This is a genomic window from Undibacterium sp. Di26W (assembly GCF_049340265.1).
GTDB lineage: Bacteria > Pseudomonadota > Gammaproteobacteria > Burkholderiales > Burkholderiaceae_D > Undibacterium.
In genome coordinates, this window is record NZ_JBMPOR010000006.1 from 65,160 (window position 1) to 87,853 (window position 22,694).

Sequence of the window (22,694 nt, forward strand, 5' to 3'; positions counted from 1 at the left end):
TATGCAGCACGAGCTCGCTTTTTTACATACCTCGCCAGTGCATGGTGCCAGCTTTGAAGCCCTGGTGCAGGAAATGGCACCGGGACTGAAGGTGCATCATCAGGTAATCCCATCCTTGTTGACAGCTGCCCAGCAACTGGGGCTTGCAGATGTGAGTGTGATCAGGGATGTAGAGCATGCGATGCAAGAGGCCGCTGCCAGTGGTGCACGCATGGTCGTGTGTACATGTTCTAGCATAGGTGCTGTGGCAGAGCGTATGGCCGGGCATACGGGTTTTCAGACCGCCAGAATAGATCGTGCCATGGCTGACAGTGCCGCCACATTGGGGCCGCGTATTTTACTGGTAGCTGCACTGGAAACCAGCTTGTTACCAAGCACCGAATTGCTGATGGAGTCAGCCCATGTTCTGGGTAAGCCTGTCAGCATCAGCAACTTGCTGGTCAGTGATGCATGGGCGCATTTTCTGCAAGGGGACAGCGATGCCTATGTGCAGGCAATCAGCAAGGCAGTCAGGATTAAAATGCTTGAGCAGGCTGCCGATGTGGATGTCATCGTCCTGGCACAGGCATCCATGGCAGCGGCAGCACTGGCATTGTCTGACATAGACAAGCCAGTCTTGTCCAGCCCCAGACTGGGCGTGGCACGCGCCATCGGTTTTTTGCAACACCGTTAAGCTTGCGAAGCTGGGGTATCATTCCTGGGGCTGCATCTGTTTTTTATGCGACTAGCTTTGCTGATAAATCGCAAACACAGCACCTTGCGGGTCAGCCAGGACCGCAAAACGACCAGTATTGGGAATATCTGTGGGCGCTACATACGTGGCAGCACCTAGCGCCTGGGCTTTGGCGGCGGCGGCGTCACAGTCGTCCACGTTGAAATACGCCAGCCAGTGTGAGGGTGCCATGACGCCATCCGGCAAGGCCATCATGCCGCCTATGGGCGTGCCATTCTGCTGCCATTCCGTATAGGTCATGCCACCACCGGTACCAGTGCTGGCAACCCAGCCAAACAAGGCCGTGTAATACGCTTCTGCCTTTGCCGTATCACTGCTATTGAGCTGGCCCCAGCAAAAGGCTCCGGCCTCATTCTGCACGCCGATGCCGGTGTTTTTACCAGGCTGCCAGATATTATGAAATGCACCGGTGGGGTCTTTCAATACCGCCATGCGGCCCAGGTCAAATACATCAAATGCAGGCATGACGATTTCCCCACCCAGTTCTGCACAGCGTTTTGACGTTGCTTCCGCATCCTCGCTGGATATATAAATTATCCAGTGCGGTGGTATGCCAGCCTGGCGTTCAGCATGCAGGGTATAGGCAGCAGCAGCGTCATTTTCCTTGAGCTGGAAAATGGTGTACACGCCTTCCGGCCCCATGTCCTGGTCATTGGCAGTCCAGCCGAAAAGTTCGCCATAAAATGCCTTGGCGGCCTTTTGATCATTGGTAGCAAGTTCTACCCAGCAAAATGCACCGGGTTGGTGTGAAGTGATGATACTCATGCGGATATCTCCCTCAGGTTGGAAGCAGGATGTGGACACAGTTTCAGCGGCGCAGAAGCGCTGGTAGAGCTTACGGAATTATATGCTTCCAATGCAGGATTGGAATATTTATCTGTAGATTCCTGTCTGGAAATTTGATAGCTACACAAAGTGACAGCCTGGCTCACCATGCTGCCGTGTGCAACGTAAAAACCTGATGGTATGCTACGTCCTTGATCAGCACTTCAGATACGTCCATTCCAGATGAAATTATTCCGCCATTACCTCTCCGTGTTCAGTTATACCTGTGCGTCTGCACTCTTGCTTTTTGCTGGCAATGGCCATGCACAAACAGTCGCTTTCACTTTTGATGATGGCCCACAGTTGGAGCAAACACCTAAGCTCAGCCCCCAGCAACGCAATCAAGCCATGCTGGATGCTCTGACCAGGCATGGTGTCTCTGCAGCCTTGTTTGTGACCGCTGCAAATGGGGCGAATCAACCCGCCGGTTATGCGCTGGCCAAAGCCTGGTCCGATGCCGGACATGCGATAGGCAACCACAGCATGACGCATCCTGATCTGCATAGCGAAAAAGTCAGTCTGGCCCAATACCAGCAAGAGATACTCGATTGCGACAAGATCATCAGCACCTTGCCTGGCTACCAGAAGTGGTATCGCTATACTTATTTGCGTGAAGGCAACACACCAGAAAAACGTGATGGCATGCGCAGTTTTTTAAAACAGCACGATTACAGGAATGCCTATGTCAGCCTGGATACCAGCGACTGGCGTTTAAATGAAAAGCTGACAGCCGTGTTGAAGAAAAATCCGCAAGCTGATGTTAGTCCTATCAAGCGGGCTTATCTTGCCCATGTGCGGCAGCGAGCAGAAGCGTATCGTGCCTTATCCTGGCAATTGCAGGGGCGTGATATTGCGCAAGTCATGCTGATGCACCATAACCTCATCAACGCACTGTGGCTGGATGATGTGATTCAACAGTTCCGCGACATGGGTTGGTCCTTTATTACACCAACTGTCGCGTTGAATGATCCCGTGTACCAACTGATGCCAGAACGTGCGGCGGCAGGTCAGAGTCTGTTACTCTCCATGGCAAAAACCTTGGGACTGGGCAAGTTTGCCGGATGGGAAAGGCTGGTTGATGATGGCGATTTTGAAATTGAGGCTTTGAAGCAACAGGGTCTGTAGTGAGACAGGTGGAACTCAGGCATCATGTAAACTGACTTTGGTATATGATGGCTTGGCACAGTGCAACACACTGTTGTCACCATGCAATGTACTGTCAAGCCAGATTCTTGCAATGATGTTATTGCTTGGCAAAATATCTGCTTGTGCAGTGTATTTCTCACGATGGATGCCTGAGATTGATCAGCTTGGATACTTCGTTTGAAAGCCAGAATAACAAGCCACATGACAGCCAGCATGTGCTGGCGCTGTATCGTCTCATTTTGTCGGGCATTGCACGTAAAACCCCTTACGATGAACTATTGCAACAGTTGCTTGACAGTCTGGAACAGCAATATGCGGGTTGCATGGCGATCCTACTGTTGGCAGGCACCGGTGAAGACCAGCCTGCCGAATTGTTTGCTGCCAGCCTGTCCCCGGGTGAACTTTGCAACATTATTAATCACTCAACTGCGCAAGACATTCTGGCCTTTTTAGGGCAATCGGCAGAGGGCGTATTGGGGGCAGATGCCATGCTGGAAGCTGGCGTTTTTCAACAGACATGTTTGCATGGCGGCACCGTTACGCCGCAGTTATTGCCCGTAGCTTGCCTGTCTGTCCGCAGCGCCGGGCAAACCTTGTTGGGCGGGCTTATACTGCTGCAACAGGAAAATCATCAATTCACTGCATTGCCGGTACAAATCCTAGCCGAACTTCCTGGCATGATTGCCTCCATCGTTGAATATCGTGCCGACCAGAAAAAAATACAGGCTGCGCACGATGCTTCGCGCAAAAGCCACGCCAATATGATGCGCATGGCACTGGCGATAGAAGGCAGTGCAACCGGCATCTGGGACCGGGATGTCCAGTCTGGTGAAATTCATTATTCACCCGGCTGGAAAGCCATACTCGGTTATGCTGACAATGAAGTATCCAACCGCATAGAAGATAGTTATACGCGTCTGCATCCGGAAGACCAGGCCTATGTGCAAGCCAGCATGCAGGCGCATTTCGAAGGCGAGACAGAAAGCTATGCGGTTGAACACCGCGTGCGCTGCAAGGATGGCAGTTATAAATGGATATCCAGCCGTGGCAAAGTGGTCAGCCGGGCGGAAGATGGCAAGCCCTTGCGTATGCTGGGTACGACGACAGATATCACCGCCATGCGCACAATGTCAGAACGTCTGCAGCAAAGTGTAGACCTGGTGACCTGTCTGACCAATGAAGTACCTGGCCTGGCTTATCAATACCGTATGCTGCCGGATGGGGACGAATGTTTTTCCTATGTCAGCGAAGGCATACGCGATATCTATGAATTGACACCGGCGCAAATCAACGAATGCGTGGCCTTGATTCATGAGCGCATTCACCCTGACGATTTTCCGACTTACCGGGCGGCTATCCTGGCGTCGTCAAACCGGCTGGAACATTTGCATCACGAATACCGTGTTAACCTGCCGCAGCAAGGCATGCGCTGGCGTCAGATGGATGCGCGTCCACGGCGCTTGCCAGATGGCGAAACCTTATGGCACGGTTTTATTACCGACGTTACCGAACACAAGCGCATAGAGCAGGAATTGCAGGAACTGGCAACCATAGACTTCCTGACACAAATCCCTAACCGACGCAGTTTCATGGGACGCATGGAAGAAGAACTGGCCCGCATACACCGCGGTGCTGGCAACCCATCTGCGGTATTGATGTGTGACCTGGACAATTTTAAGATCATCAACGACACGCATGGCCATGCCGCAGGCGATCTGGTGCTAAGACATTTCGCCAATATCCTGCATGACGAACTGCGCAAGACAGATTACGCCGGTCGTGTCGGTGGCGAAGAATTCGCCGTTGTCCTGGCTGGGGCGAATGTGGCGGAAGCGACAGTGTTTGCGCAAAGGATACAAAAACAAATGCGCGAGACTCCTGTCAATGTAAATGGGCAAATTGTCCCTGTCACGGTCAGCATCGGCATCGCTGTCATGCAGGCCAGCGATATCGATGCCGACGTATCACTGTCACGCAGCGACATGGCCTTGTATCAGGCCAAGGAAAGTGGCCGCAACCGCATCATCGTTGCGGTAGATGGGTGATTTGGCTCCGTTAAATTTGGCTTGGTTAAATTTGTTTGTGAGTTGTTTGTGCGTCGGGCTTGAGTCAGTCATGAGTCAGCCATGAGTCAGACGCGATTCAGCCAGTCTTCACGACGCATCACATATACTGCCGTATCCATGTCGTACCAGCGTTCTATGCCGCGATACTGCATGCCCAGTTTTTTCATGACATGGGCTGATGCCAGGTTTTCCTGATGGCAGACCGCAAATAAGGAATCACCCTTGACGGTTTCAAAGGCAAATGCCGCCATCGCCTGTGCCGCTTCTGACGCATAACCCAGATTCCATTTATCCTTGCGCAAGCGCCAGCCTATTTCCAGCGGATTAGCCGGGTCGCGTCCCAGGTATTGTATGCAACCGGCACCGATGATTTCATTGGTGTCGAGTTCGATAAAGCTCCACCAGGAAAAGCCGAATTCTAACCAGCGCCCCTTGACGCGTTCTATGACCGCCAGGGTTTCTTCCGGTGTTTCCGGTTTGCCTGTGATGTAACGCATGACCTCAGGCTCACTGTTCATGCGCGACAGGCCCTCAAAATGGCTGTCAGTAAACGGTTCCAGGCGCAGGCGTGCAGTCGTGAGTATGGTCATGGTTTGATCAGTTCTGATGGACAGGCGATCAAGTGTAAACCTGAACGTCGGCGGTTTCAAGCGCCCGGATGTCCCTACATGCTTTACCAGGAAATAAGCAAATCCTCAGGCACGCAGCACATCCCTGACAAACACGGTAAGGTCGCTGGATTGCGGCATGACGCCAGCCTGGTACATCATGTCGCCGACAAAACCGCGGTGGTAAGTGGAATGATTGACGACGTGCAGCAGCATTTCCTGGCAACTCATGACACCCTGGCCACCACCGATAAAATTGAAATGGATGACGCGTTCCAGGTCAGCCTCACTAAGTTCTTGCGTAAAATCCCGGTACCACTGATCCATATTTTTTACGGCATTCCACAGCTCATGCAAGGGTGGGGTGCTGGCCGTATTGCGATCCTGATAGCCATGCTGCTGCCCCAGTAAATGCGCACGAAACACGTCATCGATCACATGGATGTGATTCATGGTGTGCAGCATATTGCCAAAGCGCGTCGCTCTGGGACGCAATAACTCTTCCTCTGGCAAGGCACTCAGCATGGAAAACATCTTGTCATCTGCCCAGGCTTTGTAGTGGGTCAGCATGCGACTATTCGATAATGCGGTCATTGCTTTGCTCCGTTTTTTTGAGTCAGCAACCAGAATAAGCTGTTTAAGACAAGGGAAATAGATACAGATCTTTGCAATTGAGAGAGATACACGGGGTGGTGTTATTTGTATGTGGGCAGCCATGGCCATCGCTATTGACCAGGCGCTACCATAGCTGAAAATAAAAAAACCACCTGATTTCAATCAGGTGGTTTTTTGTTTCGCCAAGCAGACAGTAAGCAGACAGTAAGCAGGCAATGAGCAGATAAGCTTTATTTCTTGAACTTCGCTTCCGCAATACGATCAGCAACAACGCTGGTGGGCAAGCCTTCGGCATCGGCGCGGGCAAATATTTCTGCCAGGGTGTCACCGATGCGGCGTACGTGCGCAACCATGCCGTCTTCCGGTGTGTTCAGGTATTCGTAGCACACCTTGATAATGCCACCGGCATTGATCACAAAGTCAGGTGCATACAGTATGCCTTTCTGGCGGCAGATTTCACCCATGTCGGCCGTGGCCAGTTGATTATTTGCACCACCGGCGACGATCCTGGTTTTCAGGCGTGACAGCGTGTCCGGGTTCAGGGTGGCACCCAGGGCGCAAGGGGCATAGATATCGGCTTCCACATCATAGATGGCATCAATGGCCACGACTTCTGCACCCAGTTCTTCCTGAGCGCGTTGCAGTGCTGTCTGATCAATGTCGGTGACGATGAGTCTGGCACCGGCTTCTTTCAACTGGCGTGCATAGTCATAACCGACATGCCCCAGGCCCTGCAGTGCCACGGTCAGGCCATCGAAGCTATCACGCTTGAAATGGTGTTTTACTGCAGCCTGGGCACCGACAAAGCAACCCAGTGCCGTAAACGGCGATGGATCACCACGGTCACCCAGACCGGCAACGTAATTGGTTTTGCTGGCGACATGGGCCATATCGACAGGGCTGGTGCCGACATCTTCTGCCGTCACATAACGGCCGCCCAGGCGCTCCAGGGCTTCACCCAGGGCTTCAAACAGGGCCGGGCTCTTGTCGGTTTTAGGATTGGCGATGATGACGCTCTTGCCGCCGCCGATAGGTAGGCCGGCAACTGCATTCTTGTAGGTCATGCCGCGCGACAGGCGCAAGACATCGCGTACAGCTTCTGCTTCATCTGCATAATTCCACATGCGGCAACCACCCATGGCAGGGCCGAGGTTGGTGTTGTGGACGGCGATGATGGCTTTCAGGCCGGATTTGGCATCGGATGCGAACACGACTTGTTCGTGGTCGTCAAAATTGATTTCATTGAATACAAAGGCGGTCATGCTTATGGCTCCGCGCGGATTAACCAGGCGATCTGCCTGATCAGGCAGATGCGGTCGTACCGCAAAAAAGTTAATAAATTGAGTAAGTTTTTGGTACTGGCCTGCAAATAAAAAGAACCTTTGATCACGGGTTGGTGTAAGCAAAAGCGTGGGGCGGTGATTGTGTCACGCGCTGCGCAGTATAGGGGAAGAGGGGTGGAAACTCAATCTTGCCAAGTGGCTATGGACTATGAACTATGGGTAGCGATTCAGGCAGCCGCACTGACGTGTGTCAGATCAAGCAACTCTTGCAGATAGTGTTCCTGGGTTTTCAGGCAAAAACCGCTGGAGTAGGGATTCATGAAGCCATGCTTGCTGCCTTTGACCAATTCTGCCACATGACCGCGCTGACGCAAGTCACTGACCAGTTCTGCCGGCTCAAAGGCCGCTTCCTGTTCGGCAAAAATCAGGCGCAGGGGGCAGGCGGGTTGTATATCACGGTGATCGCGTATGCGTGAACCATAAAACAGTATCGCCTGTTGCAGATTTGCCATGGCAGGATTCGCGCTATTGAGCCATAGCGCACTGGCACCAGCACTGAAGCCGATGGCATACCGCAGACTGGACTGATGATTCTGAATAAGCTGGGACAACCTGTCTGCATAGGCGGCAACCCCACCCCGGGCGATAAACGCATGATAGGCCAGGGTTTCTGCAGGGTACTGTATGGTTTCACCGCTAAACGGCGAGGCAATCAGGCAGGGTAAGGGAAATTGCCGTGCAAAGCTGGCAATCGCCGGGGTATTACCAAAAACATCCGTGACGATCAGTAAGACAGGTGCAGCAGCGGGTGATGCAGATACAGGCACAATAAGCAGCAGGATGAACGCGAAAGAGGGCGCAGCCTACCGGACTTGCGACAACATTGCAAGAAGTACCGGGCTCAGTTCCAAGTATTTCTTGCGGGAAATTCAGACGGTGATGCGTGATTGACATCGCATGGCCTGCTCATGGATACTGCGTAGCATATTGGAACTTTTTGTTACAAATCAGATTCCTACCGCCTTATTCCCATGATTATACGGAGATTCACCATGTTGCGACCCAGTCTTCTGCGACCCAGTCTTATGCGACCCAGTCTGATTGTCTTATCCCTGGCCCTGGCTTTGAGTGCCTGTAGCAAAGGGAATAAAGACAGCAAAGAATCAGATCAGGCAAAAGCTGCCAAAGCATTGGACAAACCCTTGCTGGTGACGGAAGAGGATTTGCAGCCTATACAAAACAGTGCCCTGTCTTCCGGCCCGGTGATTACCGGTTCGATACAGCCTGAACGCAAGGCAGATTTGCGCTCCGAATTATCGACCGTGGTCTTGCAGGTACTGAAAGAAAATGGCGAGACAGTCAAACGTGGTGATTTACTGGTGCGGCTGGATGATACTTCCATCCGCGACAGTCTGAATTCGGCGGAAGAAGCAGCGCGCGCATCGGCACAGACACTGGAACAGGCAGAACGTCAGTTCCAGCGCCTGAAAACCCTGCGCGCCTCGGGCATGACATCGACGCAATTACTGGAAGATGCAGAAATCCGTCGCAATAATACCCAGAGTGACCTGGTCGCGGCCAAGGCGCGTTCTGTGCAGGCCAGGCAGCAATTGCAACGTACCGAGGTCAGGGCACCGTTTGACGGTGTCGTCAGCGAACGCAAGGTGTCTGCCGGTGATACTGCCCAGATCGGCAAGGAACTGGTGAAAGTGATAGACCCGACCAGCATGCGTTTTGAAGGTTTGCTGTCTGCCGACAAGGTCAACAATGTCAAGATCGGGCAAATGGTCAGCTTCCGCGTCAATGGTTATGGTAATCAAGGTTTTACTGGCAAGGTCAAGCGTGTCGATATGGCGGCAAATGCCACCACCAGACAGGTTGAAGTGCTGGTAGCATTTGCTGACAGCAATCCACCACGCGTGTCTGGCCTGTATGCCGAAGGGCGGGTTGAGACTGGTACCAGCCAGACGCTGATGATCAAGAGTACCGCCCTGTTGCGGGATGGTGACAAGGCCTATGCCTGGCGCGTCAAGGATGGCTTGCTGAAGAAAGTCAGCCTGACCATTGGTGAGCGCGATCCGCGCCGTGGCGATTTTGAAGTCCGTAGCGGCTTGGTCAACGGTGACAAGGTGGTACGTAATCCGGTATCCACCCTGATAGACGGGCAAAAGGTGCAGATGATTGCATCCGTTGCTTCGAATGTCCCCACTGCAAGCGCTGCAACTGCTGCAACCGCAGCCCCCACGTCAGCTTCAGCCACAGCATCCACGCCACCAGCCGGGAAATAAGCCATGTTCCTCTCCGATTTCAGTATCAAGCGCCCGGTGGCGATGATCGTGATCATCATCACCCTGATGTGTTTGGGCTTGCTGGCACTCAAGAAACTCAAGGTTAACCAGATTCCCGATGTGGAAGAACCAGTGCTGTCCATAGGTATACCCTACCCGGGTGCATCACCGGAAACAGTGGAGCGCGAGATCATCAACCGCCTGGAAAAATCACTGCAAAGCATTACCGGCGTGTATCAGGTACGTTCCACCGCCAACGAAGGCAGCGCCAGCATCACCATCGTCTTCAACTTCAACAAGAACATGATTGAAGCCTCGGAAGAGGTCAGGAATGCGATTGCGTCGATACGCTACAAGATGCCGGTGGAAATGCGCGAGCCTGTGATTGAAAGACGTGATCCCTCGGCACAGCCCATCATGCAACTGGCACTGACTTCGGATGGCTTGACCCATGCAGAAATTTCACGCATGGCTGAAGATGAATTGTCCGACAAATTTCGTGCCATAGATGGGGTCGCAACAGTTTCCGTTGACGGTGCCCTGAAACGGGAACTGACCGTCTTGTTGCGTGCGCAAAAACTGCGTGAATACAATGTGTCAGTGGCAGAAGTAGTGACCGCCTTGCGCAACCAGAACACCACGGCACCGGTGGGCAAGGTCAAGGGGCGGCTGGATGAACAAAGCATACGCCTGATAGGACGCATAGAATCACCCGCCGAATTCCAGAACATCGTCATCAAGCGACGCGGTAATGAGCTGGTCAGGCTGGCACAGGTGGCCGATATTGCCGACAGCTTTGCTGAAATCAATGGCTTCAGCGTACGCAATGGCCAGCCGAATGTGGGTATCTCCATCACCCGCTCACGCGATGCCAGCACAGTCACGGTGGCCGGCAAGGTGCGTACCCTGGTTGCTGACATCAACAAGACTTTACCGGCTGGCACCAAGATGGAAGTCACCCAGGATGGCGGCAAGGATGCGCAAAGCAGCCTGAATAATGTGATCGAATCGTTGATGTTCGGTGCCGTGCTGACGATTTTTGTGGTGTATGTATTTTTGAATTCCTGGCGTTCCACACTGATTACCGCGATGAGCTTGCCAACCTCGGTGATCGCAGCCTTTATCGCGGTCTGGCTGTGCGGCTTTACGCTGAACTTCATGACTCTTCTGGGCTTGTCGCTGGCGATCGGTGTACTGATTGATGATGCGATTGTGGTGCGCGAAAATATCGTGCGGCATATGGAAATGGGGTCCGACCGGCGCACGGCTGCCAGCAACGGTACCAAGGAAATCGGACTGGCAGTGGCAGCCACGACCTTCTCCATCATTGCCGTGTTTATCCCTGTGGCTTTCATGCCAGGTGTGTCGGGTGAATGGTTCAGGCCCTTCGCGTTGACGGTGGCCAGTTCGGTGCTGGTCAGCCTGTTTATCTCGTTCACGCTGGACCCGATGTTGTCGGCTTATTGGGGCGACCCGATTGGGCATCATCTGGAGCCCAAACGTGGCATCAGCCGGATATTGGCTAAATTCAATACCTGGTTTGATCATCAGGCCGACCGCTACGGCAATGTGATTGCCTGGGCCTTGCATCACCGCGTCTGGATGGCCATCATTGCTGCGTTGAGTCTTGTGGGGGCACTGGCCTTGCACATAAGCAAAGGCGGTACCAGCTTCTTGCCGACGGCTGACAATGGCACCATCATGATTGATATCCGCACGCCATCCAGTTCCAGCCTGGAATATGGTCGCCTGAAAGTGGAAAAGGCTGCCGAGCTGGCACGTACCATCAAGGAAACCAAGGTCACCAACAGCATCATCAACAGTACCGGTGGCCGGGTGTACGTGGATATCGGCAAGAGCACCGAAAGAGCGCGTTCAGCGGTAGAGATCGCAGTCGAATTGCGCAAGAAAGTCGGTAGCATTATCGGTGCCGAATATGTTGTGCAGGACGATTTGCAAAACGGTGGCCGCAAGCCGGTACAGATACAGTTCTCTGGCCCTGATTCGCGCAAGCTGATGCAGATCGCCAATGATTTCATGGAAAAACTCAGCAAGGTCAATGGTGCCGTTGATGTCGGTTTGTCCGAGCAAGACCCGAAAGATGAATTACAGATAGAGATGGATCGTGGCCTGGCGAATTCCCTCGGTATTTCAGTCAATGATGCAGCGCAGGCTTTGCGCGTGGCGTTTGCCGGTGTCGAGATCGGTGACTGGGTTGACCCTACCGGGGAAGCACGGGATGTCGCAGTGCGTCTGCATCCGGAAGACCGCGTCAGTGCTGAAAACATAGAACGCCTGCCGATTGCCGTGGCTGGTAGTGACAAGATGGTGCCACTGGAGCAGATTGCCACCATCACCATGGGCAAGGGACCGGCCAAGATTCAGCATACCGATGGCAAGCGCATGATTGCCGTGTCCGCAAATGCTCAGGGCAGGTCGCCTGGTGAAGTGACGGCAGATGCCTTGAAGATCGCCAAGGCGATCAATTTCCCTACCGGTTTCGGTATCGAACTGGGTGGCGCTGCGCGCTCGCAAAAAGAACTGTTTACTGAAATGACGATTGCCCTGGTATCCGGTATCGGCCTGATGTACCTGATCCTGGTCATGCAGTTTGGTTCTTTCACGGCACCTATCGCCGTCATGCTGTCGCTGCCCCTGAGCTTGATTGGTGTGGTGGTGGCCTTGCTGCTAACGAACGGTACGTTGAACCTGATGAGCTTCATCGGCATTATCATGCTGATGGGGCTGGTGGCAAAAAATGCGATTCTCTTGCTGGATTGCGCCCGCAAACGGGAAGAAGAGGGTTTTGAACGTGAAGAGTCATTGATGTACGCTGGCCGCAAGCGCCTGCGCCCCATCCTGATGACCACCTTTGCCCTGATTGCCGGCATGCTGCCGGTGGCTATTGGTTTAGGTGAGGGCGGTGAATTCTACCGTCCACTGGCGATTGCGATTATTGGCGGCACCATCACGTCAACCTTTCTGACTTTGTTGGTCGTGCCGACTTTCTATGACAGCATAGAAATCAGCTTTGACCGCATGATGGCAAAATTCCGTCGCCGCGAAACGCGCTGGAATAGCCTGTTTGCCTTCGTGCTGACCTTCATCGAGGCTTTACTGACCTTGCTGATGATACGGTTTATTTACCGTCTGCCTTTCAAGGCCTGGCGTTTAATGAACGGACGCCCGGCAACGGCATAGTTGCCGCGTGGATTGCCTGAAGTAAATACCCATCTTGCTGGTGGGTATTTTTTAGCAATTCCAAAATCGCATGGCAAAATTTTTTAAAGATTTAAATTGTTTGGCAAAAACCATACACAACCATATTGTTTTACATCCATAAGTTTTTCGCATTTTGCGTGCCGCAGCATCAGTATCTGTGCGAGTTTTCACCCGATTGACCATTCTGCGGCTTAGCTATTTCAATAGCTATCTGCCATCATTTTTCTTCTGCTGAAAAGGACGCCGGGTGGTGCGCAACATGCTTCCTGATTTCATCCCATTTTCAGGCTTGACGGCATCCTCGCAAATACGGATACTTCGCCCACTGTTTTTCTGGTTGATCGTCACATGAACAGCCAGCAAAACCTGTCTACTTTCCATCGCAAATAAATCCAGCCTTTAAAAAAGGCGGTTTGTCATGGTGTGATAAAAACAATTGAACAGGAGAGACGAATGACTCAATCCGCGACTATGGACAGTGCCGACCAGGCGCGCATGCCAAAACAGATACCGTATATTATTGCTAACGAAGGCTGTGAACGTTTCAGCTTTTATGGCATGCGGAATATTCTGACCCCATTTCTGATTACCAGCCTGCTGTTGTCCATGCCGGAAAACATGCGTGCCGGTATGGCAAAAGAAGTTTTTCATACCTTTGTCATCGGCGTCTATTTTTTCCCATTGCTGGGTGGTTGGCTGGCTGACCGTTTCTTTGGCAAATACAATACGGTGTTCTGGCTGAGCCTGGTGTATTGCGGTGGCCATGCCTGTTTGGCGATCTTTGACGATAATCGGAACGGTTTTTATACAGGACTCTTCCTGATCGCACTGGGGTCGGGCGGTATCAAACCGCTGGTGACGTCCTTTGTCGGTGATCAGTTTGACCAGTCCAACCGGTCGCTGGCGCAAAAGGTATTTGACGGTTTCTACTGGATCATCAACTTCGGTTCTTTCTTTGCCTCTTTGCTGATGCCTATCTTCCTCAAGAAACTGGGTGCCAGTATTGCGTTCGGTATCCCCGGCTTGCTGATGTTGATTGCTACCATAATTTTCTGGTCTGGCCGCAACAGGTATGTGCATGTAAAACCGGCACCGCGTGATCCACATTCTTTCCTGAATGTCGTGCGTACTGCCTTGACCACCGATGTGCCGGGTCAGGCAAAGAGCGGTTATTACATGGCCGTGCTGGGTGCCTTGCTGGCAGTCGGCTCCCTGTTCCTGATTCCTAAAGTCGGCATCGTTGCTGCTTTGTGCCTGGCGCTGGTGCTGGTACTCGGTTTTGGTGGCATGGGTGCGTGGATGCAACTGGAGCGCGCACGTGGCATCCATCCGGATCATGCGGTCGATGGGGTACGTTCTGTATTGCGCATACTGGTGGTGTTTGCCCTGGTGACACCCTTCTGGTCCCTGTTTGATCAAAAGGCCTCAACCTGGGTATTGCAGGCAGACAAAATGACCAAGCCGGAATGGTTTGAACCGGCACAGATGCAGGCCCTGAATCCCTTGCTGGTGATGTTGCTGATTCCATTCAATAATCTGGTGCTGTACCCGCTGCTGAAACTCAGGGGTATGGAACTGACGGCCTTGCGTCGCATGGGCCTGGGGATTGCGTTTTCCGGCCTGGCCTGGATCGTCGTCGGCTTCATGCAATTGGCTATTGATGGCGGTAATGCGATCGAAATCACCTGGCAAATCCTGCCGTATGCCTTGCTGACTTTTGGTGAGGTACTGGTATCGACCACCGGTCTTGAATTTGCGTATAGCCAGGCACCGCTGGCGATGAAGGGTGTCATCATGAGCTTCTGGAATCTGTCAGTGACGATAGGTAACCTGTGGGTCTTGCTGGCCAATTCCAGCGTCAAGAGTGATGCCGTGACCGAACAGATCAAGAGCACGGGCATGAGTGTTACCGCCTTCCAGATGTTCTTTTTTGCTGGCTTTGCCTTGTTGGCGGCTTTCCTGTTTGCCCTGTATGCAAGGGGCTACAAGATGCAAAATAATTATCGACAAGCTGGTTGATGCCGTACTCCGGCTAGCCCGGTCAGGAAAAAGCCGCATGATCAATAATCATGCGGCTTTTTCTATGGGCAACCCGGTTGCGTTGACAGTCTTAACGCAGGGTTTCTGTCAGTACCCGGCCTTCTGAACCTGAAGGCGGACGTACTCTCAACAAATGCGCCAGAGTAGGGGCAATGTCCATGACTTCTGCATATTGACCATAAGCGCCCGGTTTGAACCATGGTTTGCCCATGAAGACCAGCGGCACATTGGTGTCATAGCTGTACGGCGAACCATGTGAAGTGCCATGTGCGCCGCTACCAAAATACCAGTAAGGTTTGGTGACCAGCATGATGTCGCCAGAACGCTGCCTGTTCCAGGCCCTTTGCATCAGTGTGCTCAGCCTGTTTTGGGGCAGGGTACCGTTTTCAAACTGGGTGCGGGTAAAGCTGTTGGCGATGCCGGGTACGGTCACAGCAAATCTGGCGGCTGCGGTTTCTACTTCTTCACGTTTCAAGCCTTTTTGGTCAATCAGTTTGTAGTCGAGCAGGATGCTGGGATTGCTCCAGGTCGTCGCCAGTTTGTCCTGGCCAAATTTCTCGGACAAATGCTTGTTCATGGCTTCCAATATTTTCTTGCCATCCAGTCTTTGCGCATCACGCTTGATCGCTTGTGAGAATTCAGGCACGTTGGGGAAACCATGGTCAGCCGTCAGCACCACCATGGTGTTGGCCAGACCTACTCGTTTATCCAGGTAACTGAAAAAACCTGCCAGCAAGCGATCCAGCCTTTGCAGGTGGTCATGTGACATGCGGCTTTCCGGACCAAAGCTGTGGTTCACATAATCATGGCTGGACAGGCTGATACCCAATACGTCAGGCACACCGGCACTGTTCTGTCCCAGTTTTTCACCTTCTACGGCGGCGCGGGCAAAATCCAGGGTCATTTCATCCAGGAAAGGACTTGTGTTCAGCTTGCCGTAATAGTCGGCATCGGGTTTGCCTGATTTGCTGGTGTAAGTGAAAGGGAAACGCTTGTCCTCGGCATCTGCATCACTTAACAGATTGTCGTTGGCGTCATTGGCATAGGCAGCATCTGCCAGCAAAGGACGCCATTCCTTGCCGTAGAAACGGTCTTGTGGCTTGCCCGCCTGGTATTGCTGTACCCATTCAGGATGGTTTTTCATGTAATAGGTGGAGCTGGCAAAATTACCGGTTTTTCCCATATACATATAGGCCGTGCCGGTCTTGCCTGCCAACAGGATCGCACCCCTGTCCTTGCCGGATACGGTGATGACTTTACTACGTTCACCGCTGGCATAACGCAATTCATCGCCCAGTGTGCTGACACGCAGATTGGCAGGGGAGGTACCGTCACTGGCCTTGGTTTCTTCACCTATATACGTGTATGCCGTATCTTCAGTGCAGTAGACGGATGCCAGCGTTACTGGGTCTGTCCAGGTGTTGGCAATGATGCCATGCTGGTAGGGATAGGCACCTGTCAGCACGGCCGAGTGCCCGACTGCGGTGACCGTGACGCCATGAGCCTGATGGGCATCGCTGAACCAGGCGCCCTGCTCCAGCAGACGGCGAAAGCCGCCCTGGCCGAATTGTTCACGGTAACGCACCACTTGTTCTTGTGGCAAGCCATCAACTACCAGCACCACCACCAGTTTTGGTTGGGCCGGCTTTTCAACTGCATACATCGGCGCGGCACACAGGGTGCTGGAGGCAGCAAGGCAAGTCAGTAAAAATAATCTACGCATGGGATGCGTGGCGCGCAAGGCGGCTGGCAATAGTGTCTTCATGATCGATGAGATAGCTTCCTGGTGGGTTACAAAATGAATTGCAAAATGAATCAAAAAATGTCTTGCAAAACGAGTCAATGAAACATGTCAGAGCAAGTAAATTGGCAAAAAAAAACCGACTATGGTTCTGGTCGGCATGGCAGGGGCGGTTGGCTACAGCGTACACTATGCAATGGTCGCGAAAGCAAAGCTACTGACTGGCTAACACTATCTTGCGTCAGCGCAAATCCAGCAATGACAATACAGTCTGGAATTGCCATAGCGACAGCTATTTGTGTTGCGAAGCAAAAACATTCAATCAAGATTTGTATTTTATTACTTTACACCCAGTTACCTGGCGGTAAAATGAATTTGCAAGCTTGATTTTGTAAAGCTTTAACATTGCCAGAAATCGAGTAATTCTTGAGCGACGATACTTCCGACACCTACCTGTTTGACATCACGCCGACTGCCATTGTAGTCATCATTAATGACAAGCTGGTGAAACTCAATCAGGCAGCGGTGTCTTTACTTGAAGCCAGCGATGAACAGAGTTTGTTAGGTCGCTCCATCAATGACTTTATTCATCCGCTGGACCAGCCGCGCTCTCAGGGACGCCTGAGGAAACAGGGCGAGGCCTGGACCAATGCACCCAGCAAGTTTCGCATACATACCAGCAAGGACAATTACCGCATGCTGCTGGTCAGCAGCCGCGCCATTCATTATGACGGCCAGGAAGCCGTCATGATCAGCGGCATGGATGTCACCGAACACAATGAGATGGAAGAACAGTTGCGCCTGAGCGAATTCAATTTCCGGCGTTTGTTTGAAAATATGCAAGATGTCTACTACCGCACCGATGTCAGGGGCATAGTCCAGAAAGTCAGTCCTGCCATACGCAAGGTACTGGGCTATGAGCCGGAAGAGATAGAAGGACACGAGGTGGAAGCCTTTTATCCAGCCACAACCGACCGCGATACCTTCATGAAGGCAATACTGGAATTCGGCATGGTGACCGATTTTCCTGGACGCATGCTGCGCAAGGATGGCACATTGATAGACATCTCCATCAGTAGTCAGGCGCTCTATGGTGATGAAGGAGAGTTTTCCGGCATTGAAGGTATATGCCGTGACGTTACTCAGCGCAAAATGCTGGAACGTGAACTGCAGCGACTGGCCACGACAGATTCGCTGACTGGCATTGCCAACCGGCGTGCCTTTCTTGAGTATGCCGAGCATACCTTCAAAAGTTGCCAGCGTTACCAGACACAAATGACCTTGCTGATGCTGGACCTGGATTTTTTCAAGAACATCAACGACCAGTACGGACATCAGTGTGGTGACCAGGTTTTGCTGCGCTTTGCTGAAACCGTCAAGGTGGAATTGCGCGAGTCTGACCTGTTCGGCAGGCTGGGAGGCGAAGAATTTTGTGTCATCCTGCAACAGGCCAGCCGCAGCGAAGCCATGCTGGTGGCCGAACGCATACGCAGCAATGTGCAGTCGCTGGTGCTGACATCGGCATCGGGTGACTTCATTCTGTTGACAGTCAGTATAGGTATCGCCACCTATAGAACCGAAGATGACCGTCTTGGCCGCTTGCTGGAACGATCCGACAAAGCCTTGTACCAGGCAAAAAGCAACGGCCGCAACCAGATCAAATGGGAAGCCTGACAGCCTGCGTATTAAACACTCATCGTCAATACCAGTACTGCATAGATGCACAGCGAGCATAAGGCAACAAATAACAGCGCGACAGTGCGCCACAGGCTGGCCCCCGTGCCCAGTTGATAGGCATGTTTAAGCTGGCTGAACATATGTAGGGGCGGCACAAAGACAAATACCAAGGCACCGATCATGCCAAAGCCGAATTTAGCCAAGATGGCCACGCTCATCAGCAATATACTCATGAAACACAATGAATACAAAGAAAACACGGCATGATCAAACATCACATATTTACGTTTGAAAATAAATAGCAGCCACAAGAAGGGCAGTGAAATCGGCATCAGCATGAAAGCGAATTTTGATGCATTGCTTTTCATCTTGTAGACGGTCAGCTCAGGGTTTTTGATCGCATGCTGGATCTGTTTTTCTATGCCTGGAATAATCGACGAAGACTTTCCTTCGGCGATTTTGCGGTCGATTTTCTTGAGGACGTCATTGACCTTGTCACCCTTTTTATTCACGTCTGGCGTGGTATTGCTTTCTTCGCTGGCTGCTGAAATAGCGGACGATGCAGGTACCTGGTCTTTGTTTTCTTTGCTCTCAAGTCGTTTCAGGGATGCTTCCAGTTCCGCGATATCGCTAGCCAGATCTTTGATTCCATCATTCATGTCTTCCCGCCCGTCGTCGCCAGCGGGCAGCAAAGCCTTCGCTGCTTCCAGTGTCGCCATTGCCTCGCGATTTTTCTGTAATGCCTTGGTGATTCCGGTTTTAGTCTGCGGCTTGTCTGAAATGCTGTCGACCGGGTTACTGGCTGTCAATGACAACACAAAGAACATCACGAAGATCAAAAACAAAAACAGCGCCAGTGGTGAAACATAGCGGGTGCGTTGTCCCTGAATATAATTGCGCGTCAATTGTCCTGGCTTGAAGATTAGTGCCGGTATGGTGCGCCATGCCTTGGTTTCGAAATGGAACAAGCCATGCAATAATTCTTCGGCCATATGCAAGAGCGAACGGTGGATGTGGGCAGCTTGTCCGCAGGCGTGACAATAGGCACCTGTCAGGCTGGTGCCGCAATTGGCACAACTGCCATGTGCATGGCTAGCATGGGAAGTGCCGGCTGTTTTTTCCACTTCATTGACCACCAGTGCCTCTGCTATGACATCTGTGGCGATTTCTATTTCCATACTCATGCCGCTTCTCTCCTCAAAGTATCGTGATTGTGCATGACAACGAAGTTTTCCCCAAGTCCGCTGATTTTTTTATTGCTTGAAACGCCACAGTACAGCGTGTTTGAATTTGGTACGCCAGAATTGCAAATGGTACTTGCCAGTATAAGGACTGCGACCATGCAGATTTTCTGGCGTGTATTCAGACCTCTAGAACAACCCATGCATAGGAATGCAATCAACAGTAAGTCGGACCAAGGTATTTTAAGTGATATTTCTGATAACTTGAAATTTGCTCTGAAAAAATTCCTGAAGTCATATCGCACCGCAAAAAAAAGCAAACGCGTCGTGGATGCGATGCGTTTGCTTTTACTGTAAAGCGACTGTGGCCGGGATTACTTCATACCTTGATACGCCCGCGTAATTCCTTTACGGCAGCCAGCCAATCCTTATAGTTGTTGCTGTCTTCCCATAGCTCTTTTAGTTCGGAAGGAGCGGTGACGATGCGGTCCAGCGCTTTCACGGCTTTTTCTGCCAGGGCTTTTGAGACTTTCAGTTTTGCCTTGCTTACCCATTCATCCAGCGATTCTGAATACACATCGCGCAAGCCGAAATGGCCTTGCAGGCGTGCTACGGCTTCGGCTGCAGCGATGGCTTCGGAGGCATCTCCGGCATCAACCTCCTCGTCACCGGCAGACAATACCGTATCCAGGGTATCTTCTATCAATCCCGGATCATCTTCCTCTTCCAGGCCATACAGCCAGTCGCAGGCTGTGTCATTACCAAATGATTCATGTGACCATGCACCCATTTGTTTTCTCCTTTGAGACTCAAGATCGCGAAAGCATGTAATTTTAGCAAAGCTACTGTACCTGATTTTCCAGAAATAGTGTAAGAACCTGTTTGCGATCTTACTGCGCGAGCGTGATCGGGACTCATGCGCTGCTCAAAATGCTCATGGTCTTAGTGTACATTCCGCTTTTTGCGCTGCTCTTCATCCCGCTGACGTTCGCTCGCTACAGATCGTAAACACGTTCTGATGATTAATGCAACGTCTATAACCAGCCCGTCTTGCGGAAGCGATAGTATAAATAGCCGCATACACCAAACATGACAAACAGCGCCATAGGATAGCCGTAATGCCATTCCAGCTCGGGCATGGCCTTGAAGTTCATGCCCCAGATGCCAGCAAACGCAGTGGCAACCGCAAAAATCGCAGCCCACGCAGCCAGACGCTTATTGACTTCACTTTCATCAATGGCAACCATGGACAGATTCACCTGTATTGCCGTGCTGATAGTGTCGCGTATGGTTTCTATGGATGTATTCAGGCGGTACAGATGGTCATACACGTCGCGGAAATATTCCTGGGTGTTCATGCAAAGACCCGGCACACGGCCACCAAACAGCTTGCTGCTGGCTTCCATTAATGGCGTCACCGCATGTTTGATCACCATGATCTTGCGTTTCAACTGGTACAGGCGCTGGATATTGGCACGTTCACTGCCTTTGGTGAAGATCTGTTCTTCTATCAGTTCCAACTCGTTTTCCAGGGCTTCAACTACCGGAAAGTAGCGGTCAACAACGGCATCAATCAAGGCATAAAAGACGAAGGAAGAACCATGCTTGAGCAGATGTGGTTCACGCTCACAGCGTTGGCGTACCCCCAGAAAATTCTGTTGGCAGCGGTTACGCACGGACAGTACATAATTTTCACCAACGAAGAGATTCAGTTCACCGATGTGCAACTCACCGTTGATCATTTCCACAGTGTGGATGACAGCGAACAGGGAATCCCCGTATTCTTCTATCTTCGGCCTTTGATAACCGTGCCGCGCATCTTCGACGGCCAGTTCATGCAAGTCAAATTCGACCTGCATTTCCTGCAATTCTTCATCCGAGGCATCCCGCAAGGCTACCCAGACGAACTGGTCCTTATGCTGTACATAGTCGCTGATTTCTGCCACGGATATATCGGACAGTTTGCGACCTTCCTGGTAAGTGACACAGTTGATTAACATAGATGGTGTAGCCTGGATTATCGGATTGACTGATACAGATTTTAATGTAGCGCCATCGTACTGGCAAAACTATATTTTCAGTACCTCTTAGAACCTGTTTACGATCTGTAGCGAGCGTCAGCGGGAGTAAAGGTAACAAAAACGCAGCGCAAAAAGCGGAATGTACACTAGTACATGAGCATTTTGAGCAGCACATGAGCCCCGCGTGGACTCCGATTACGCCCGCGCTTAAGATCTTAAACAGGTTCTTATGCGTCATACTGTTGGCTCAGCGTCAGGAACGGGTGGTAGCAGGCGCTGGTATTCTTTGCGGACCACTTCATAGCATTCACAGACGCGGGCTTCCATTGCAGGCCGGTCCATCACTTTGATATGACCACGCCTGACGGCAATCAATCCATCCTTTTGCAATAGGCCAATTGCTTGCGTCACGCTCTCGCGACGTACTCCCAATAAATGGGAAATCATTTCCTGGGTGATCACGATATCTTCCGAATGCAATCTGTCCATACTCATCAACAGCCAGCGGCACAGTTGCTGATCCAATAAATGGTGCTGATTGCAAACGGCGGTTTGTGAGGTCTGACAAATCAGCGCCTGCGTATACAGCAAAGCGTACTGCTGCAACTTGCCACCCAGGGCAAATTCTCTTTTCATGATCTTTCTGCTGAGCTTGTATGCCTTGCCCGTGCTTTGGACTTCCGTGCTGGATGGCATGCTATCGCCACCCATGAAAATGGAAATACCCACCATGCCTTCGTTGCCTACCAGTGCCACTTCACTGGATGAACCATCTTCCAGCGCGTAGATCAGCGAAACGATGCCAGAGATAGGAAAATATAAAAAGTGTACATGGTCACCAGATTCCAGCATGGTCCACTTTAAAGGAAGAGGAACCAATTCCAGATCGGGCAATATGCGTTCAAAATCTGCCGCCGGTAGTGCTGCCAATATGCTGTTTTGCTTTGGATTTTCAGACCATGCTGCCTTGCTGTTTTTTTTCATACGCGCCTTGAGTTTGGTTGTTCTTTCTATCGCAGGCCTGTCTAGTCTGTAACATCGAGTGACTTTACATGGTTTTTCTTCCAAACAACAGGCGATATTGCCGGGATGGGAGAAATAAGGCCGCTGTTTTTCAAATATTACTATGCGCTGCCCATGTGTATCTATTTGCCAAGAACTGAATCCAGCGATGAGTGCTGTGTAGATCGGTAAAGAGCGTGCCCTAGCACGACAACAGTGCGTCATAGATGATCAAAAATGGGACCA

Annotated in this window: 19 protein-coding genes; 9 read left to right on the forward strand and 10 right to left on the reverse strand. The window is 51.7% G+C overall.

The window, feature by feature from the left end; genetic code table 11:
* Position 1: 1 nt before the first annotated feature.
* Positions 2 to 673 carry an aspartate/glutamate racemase family protein gene (locus tag ACO0LM_RS09505; RefSeq protein ID WP_423036465.1) on the forward strand — a complete coding sequence of 224 codons (672 nt, stop codon included), beginning with the start codon at positions 2 to 4 and terminating at the stop codon, positions 671 to 673.
* Between the two features lie 51 nt (positions 674 to 724).
* On the opposite strand, the gene ACO0LM_RS09510 is transcribed toward ACO0LM_RS09505, so the two are convergent.
* Complete coding sequence (locus ACO0LM_RS09510) at positions 725 to 1,498, reverse strand: VOC family protein (RefSeq protein WP_423036467.1); 774 nt, start codon at positions 1,496 to 1,498, stop codon at positions 725 to 727.
* Between the two features lie 243 nt (positions 1,499 to 1,741).
* Here ACO0LM_RS09510 and ACO0LM_RS09515 point away from each other — a divergent pair, with 243 nt between their 5' ends.
* Both ACO0LM_RS09515 and ACO0LM_RS09520 read left to right on the forward strand, forming a co-directional pair.
* Positions 1,742 to 2,683: a polysaccharide deacetylase family protein gene (locus ACO0LM_RS09515; RefSeq protein WP_423036469.1), complete on the forward strand. Its 942-nt coding sequence runs from the start codon at positions 1,742 to 1,744 to the stop codon at positions 2,681 to 2,683.
* 185 nt (positions 2,684 to 2,868) lie between these two features.
* Entirely contained in the window at positions 2,869 to 4,749 is a 1,881-nt protein-coding gene (locus ACO0LM_RS09520; protein WP_423036471.1) for a sensor domain-containing diguanylate cyclase, read from the forward strand.
* An 86-nt stretch (positions 4,750 to 4,835) separates the two neighbouring features.
* Here the strand turns inward: ACO0LM_RS09520 and ACO0LM_RS09525 are convergent, their stop codons facing one another.
* The 4 genes from ACO0LM_RS09525 to ACO0LM_RS09540 form a co-directional block, all read right to left on the reverse strand.
* Positions 4,836 to 5,360, reverse strand: a complete 525-nt coding sequence (locus tag ACO0LM_RS09525) for a GNAT family N-acetyltransferase (protein WP_422985335.1) — start codon at positions 5,358 to 5,360, stop codon at positions 4,836 to 4,838.
* A gap of 105 nt (positions 5,361 to 5,465) precedes the next feature.
* The gene (locus ACO0LM_RS09530; RefSeq protein ID WP_423036473.1) at positions 5,466 to 5,972 is read right to left on the reverse strand and encodes a DinB family protein; all 507 of its coding nucleotides are present in this window, start codon (positions 5,970 to 5,972) and stop codon (positions 5,466 to 5,468) included.
* 251 nt (positions 5,973 to 6,223) lie between these two features.
* Complete coding sequence (locus ACO0LM_RS09535) at positions 6,224 to 7,255, reverse strand: Leu/Phe/Val dehydrogenase (protein ID WP_423036475.1); 1,032 nt, start codon at positions 7,253 to 7,255, stop codon at positions 6,224 to 6,226.
* Between the two features lie 248 nt (positions 7,256 to 7,503).
* Positions 7,504 to 8,103, reverse strand: coding sequence for a hypothetical protein (locus ACO0LM_RS09540; protein ID WP_423036477.1), 600 nt, complete (start codon positions 8,101 to 8,103; stop codon positions 7,504 to 7,506).
* 225 nt (positions 8,104 to 8,328) lie between these two features.
* Between ACO0LM_RS09540 and ACO0LM_RS09545 the strand changes: the two genes are divergently transcribed.
* The 3 genes from ACO0LM_RS09545 (at position 8,329) to ACO0LM_RS09555 (ending at position 14,805) form a co-directional block, all read left to right on the forward strand.
* Positions 8,329 to 9,564 carry an efflux RND transporter periplasmic adaptor subunit gene (locus ACO0LM_RS09545; protein ID WP_423036479.1) on the forward strand — a complete coding sequence of 412 codons (1,236 nt, stop codon included), beginning with the start codon at positions 8,329 to 8,331 and terminating at the stop codon, positions 9,562 to 9,564.
* A 3-nt stretch (positions 9,565 to 9,567) separates the two neighbouring features.
* Entirely contained in the window at positions 9,568 to 12,765 is a 3,198-nt protein-coding gene (locus ACO0LM_RS09550; RefSeq protein WP_423036481.1) for an efflux RND transporter permease subunit, read from the forward strand.
* A 474-nt stretch (positions 12,766 to 13,239) separates the two neighbouring features.
* Positions 13,240 to 14,805, forward strand: coding sequence for an oligopeptide:H+ symporter (locus tag ACO0LM_RS09555; protein WP_423036483.1), 1,566 nt, complete (start codon positions 13,240 to 13,242; stop codon positions 14,803 to 14,805).
* Between the two features lie 91 nt (positions 14,806 to 14,896).
* Here ACO0LM_RS09555 and ACO0LM_RS09560 read toward each other — a convergent pair whose 3' ends face one another.
* Positions 14,897 to 16,591, reverse strand: coding sequence for an alkaline phosphatase family protein (locus ACO0LM_RS09560; RefSeq protein WP_423036485.1), 1,695 nt, complete (start codon positions 16,589 to 16,591; stop codon positions 14,897 to 14,899).
* 84 nt (positions 16,592 to 16,675) lie between these two features.
* Here ACO0LM_RS09560 and ACO0LM_RS09565 point away from each other — a divergent pair, with 84 nt between their 5' ends.
* On the forward strand, positions 16,676 to 16,954 hold the full coding sequence (locus ACO0LM_RS09565; protein ID WP_423036487.1) for a hypothetical protein: 279 nt from the start codon (positions 16,676 to 16,678) through the stop codon (positions 16,952 to 16,954).
* A gap of 39 nt (positions 16,955 to 16,993) precedes the next feature.
* Positions 16,994 to 18,241 (forward strand): sensor domain-containing diguanylate cyclase, encoded by a 1,248-nt coding sequence (locus tag ACO0LM_RS09570; protein ID WP_423036489.1) that lies wholly within the window; start codon positions 16,994 to 16,996, stop codon positions 18,239 to 18,241.
* Between the two features lie 11 nt (positions 18,242 to 18,252).
* Here the strand turns inward: ACO0LM_RS09570 and ACO0LM_RS09575 are convergent, their stop codons facing one another.
* The gene (locus ACO0LM_RS09575; protein WP_423036491.1) at positions 18,253 to 19,428 is read right to left on the reverse strand and encodes a DUF3667 domain-containing protein; all 1,176 of its coding nucleotides are present in this window, start codon (positions 19,426 to 19,428) and stop codon (positions 18,253 to 18,255) included.
* Positions 19,429 to 19,461: 33 nt separating this feature from the next.
* Here ACO0LM_RS09575 and ACO0LM_RS09580 point away from each other — a divergent pair, with 33 nt between their 5' ends.
* Complete coding sequence (locus ACO0LM_RS09580; protein ID WP_423036493.1) at positions 19,462 to 19,782, forward strand: hypothetical protein; 321 nt, start codon at positions 19,462 to 19,464, stop codon at positions 19,780 to 19,782.
* A 22-nt stretch (positions 19,783 to 19,804) separates the two neighbouring features.
* On the opposite strand, the gene ACO0LM_RS09585 is transcribed toward ACO0LM_RS09580, so the two are convergent.
* The 3 genes from ACO0LM_RS09585 to ACO0LM_RS09595 form a co-directional block, all read right to left on the reverse strand.
* Positions 19,805 to 20,215 carry a DUF4259 domain-containing protein gene (locus ACO0LM_RS09585; protein ID WP_423036495.1) on the reverse strand — a complete coding sequence of 137 codons (411 nt, stop codon included), beginning with the start codon at positions 20,213 to 20,215 and terminating at the stop codon, positions 19,805 to 19,807.
* A 244-nt stretch (positions 20,216 to 20,459) separates the two neighbouring features.
* Complete coding sequence (corA, locus tag ACO0LM_RS09590) at positions 20,460 to 21,425, reverse strand: magnesium/cobalt transporter CorA (protein ID WP_423036497.1); 966 nt, start codon at positions 21,423 to 21,425, stop codon at positions 20,460 to 20,462.
* Between the two features lie 255 nt (positions 21,426 to 21,680).
* Entirely contained in the window at positions 21,681 to 22,430 is a 750-nt protein-coding gene (locus ACO0LM_RS09595) for a Crp/Fnr family transcriptional regulator (RefSeq protein ID WP_423036499.1), read from the reverse strand.
* Positions 22,431 to 22,694: the final 264 nt, after the last annotated feature.

What these genes read in the sequence shown, in the direction of transcription:
- ACO0LM_RS09505 (WP_423036465.1), top strand. Translation starts at nt 2, where the DNA reads ATGCAGCACGAGCTCGCTTTTTTACATACCTCGCCAGTGCATGGTGCC.
- ACO0LM_RS09510 (WP_423036467.1), bottom strand. Translation starts at nt 1,498, where the DNA reads ATGAGTATCATCACTTCACACCAACCCGGTGCATTTTGCTGGGTAGAA.
- ACO0LM_RS09515 (WP_423036469.1), top strand. Translation starts at nt 1,742, where the DNA reads ATGAAATTATTCCGCCATTACCTCTCCGTGTTCAGTTATACCTGTGCG.
- ACO0LM_RS09525 (WP_422985335.1), bottom strand. Translation starts at nt 5,360, where the DNA reads ATGACCATACTCACGACTGCACGCCTGCGCCTGGAACCGTTTACTGAC.
- ACO0LM_RS09530 (WP_423036473.1), bottom strand. Translation starts at nt 5,972, where the DNA reads ATGACCGCATTATCGAATAGTCGCATGCTGACCCACTACAAAGCCTGG.
- ACO0LM_RS09535 (WP_423036475.1), bottom strand. Translation starts at nt 7,255, where the DNA reads ATGACCGCCTTTGTATTCAATGAAATCAATTTTGACGACCACGAACAA.
- ACO0LM_RS09545 (WP_423036479.1), top strand. Translation starts at nt 8,329, where the DNA reads ATGTTGCGACCCAGTCTTCTGCGACCCAGTCTTATGCGACCCAGTCTG.
- ACO0LM_RS09550 (WP_423036481.1), top strand. Translation starts at nt 9,568, where the DNA reads ATGTTCCTCTCCGATTTCAGTATCAAGCGCCCGGTGGCGATGATCGTG.
- ACO0LM_RS09555 (WP_423036483.1), top strand. Translation starts at nt 13,240, where the DNA reads ATGACTCAATCCGCGACTATGGACAGTGCCGACCAGGCGCGCATGCCA.
- ACO0LM_RS09560 (WP_423036485.1), bottom strand. Translation starts at nt 16,591, where the DNA reads ATGAAGACACTATTGCCAGCCGCCTTGCGCGCCACGCATCCCATGCGT.
- ACO0LM_RS09565 (WP_423036487.1), top strand. Translation starts at nt 16,676, where the DNA reads ATGTCAGAGCAAGTAAATTGGCAAAAAAAAACCGACTATGGTTCTGGT.
- ACO0LM_RS09575 (WP_423036491.1), bottom strand. Translation starts at nt 19,428, where the DNA reads ATGAGTATGGAAATAGAAATCGCCACAGATGTCATAGCAGAGGCACTG.
- ACO0LM_RS09580 (WP_423036493.1), top strand. Translation starts at nt 19,462, where the DNA reads ATGACAACGAAGTTTTCCCCAAGTCCGCTGATTTTTTTATTGCTTGAA.
- ACO0LM_RS09585 (WP_423036495.1), bottom strand. Translation starts at nt 20,215, where the DNA reads ATGGGTGCATGGTCACATGAATCATTTGGTAATGACACAGCCTGCGAC.
- corA (WP_423036497.1), bottom strand. Translation starts at nt 21,425, where the DNA reads ATGTTAATCAACTGTGTCACTTACCAGGAAGGTCGCAAACTGTCCGAT.
- ACO0LM_RS09595 (WP_423036499.1), bottom strand. Translation starts at nt 22,430, where the DNA reads ATGAAAAAAAACAGCAAGGCAGCATGGTCTGAAAATCCAAAGCAAAAC.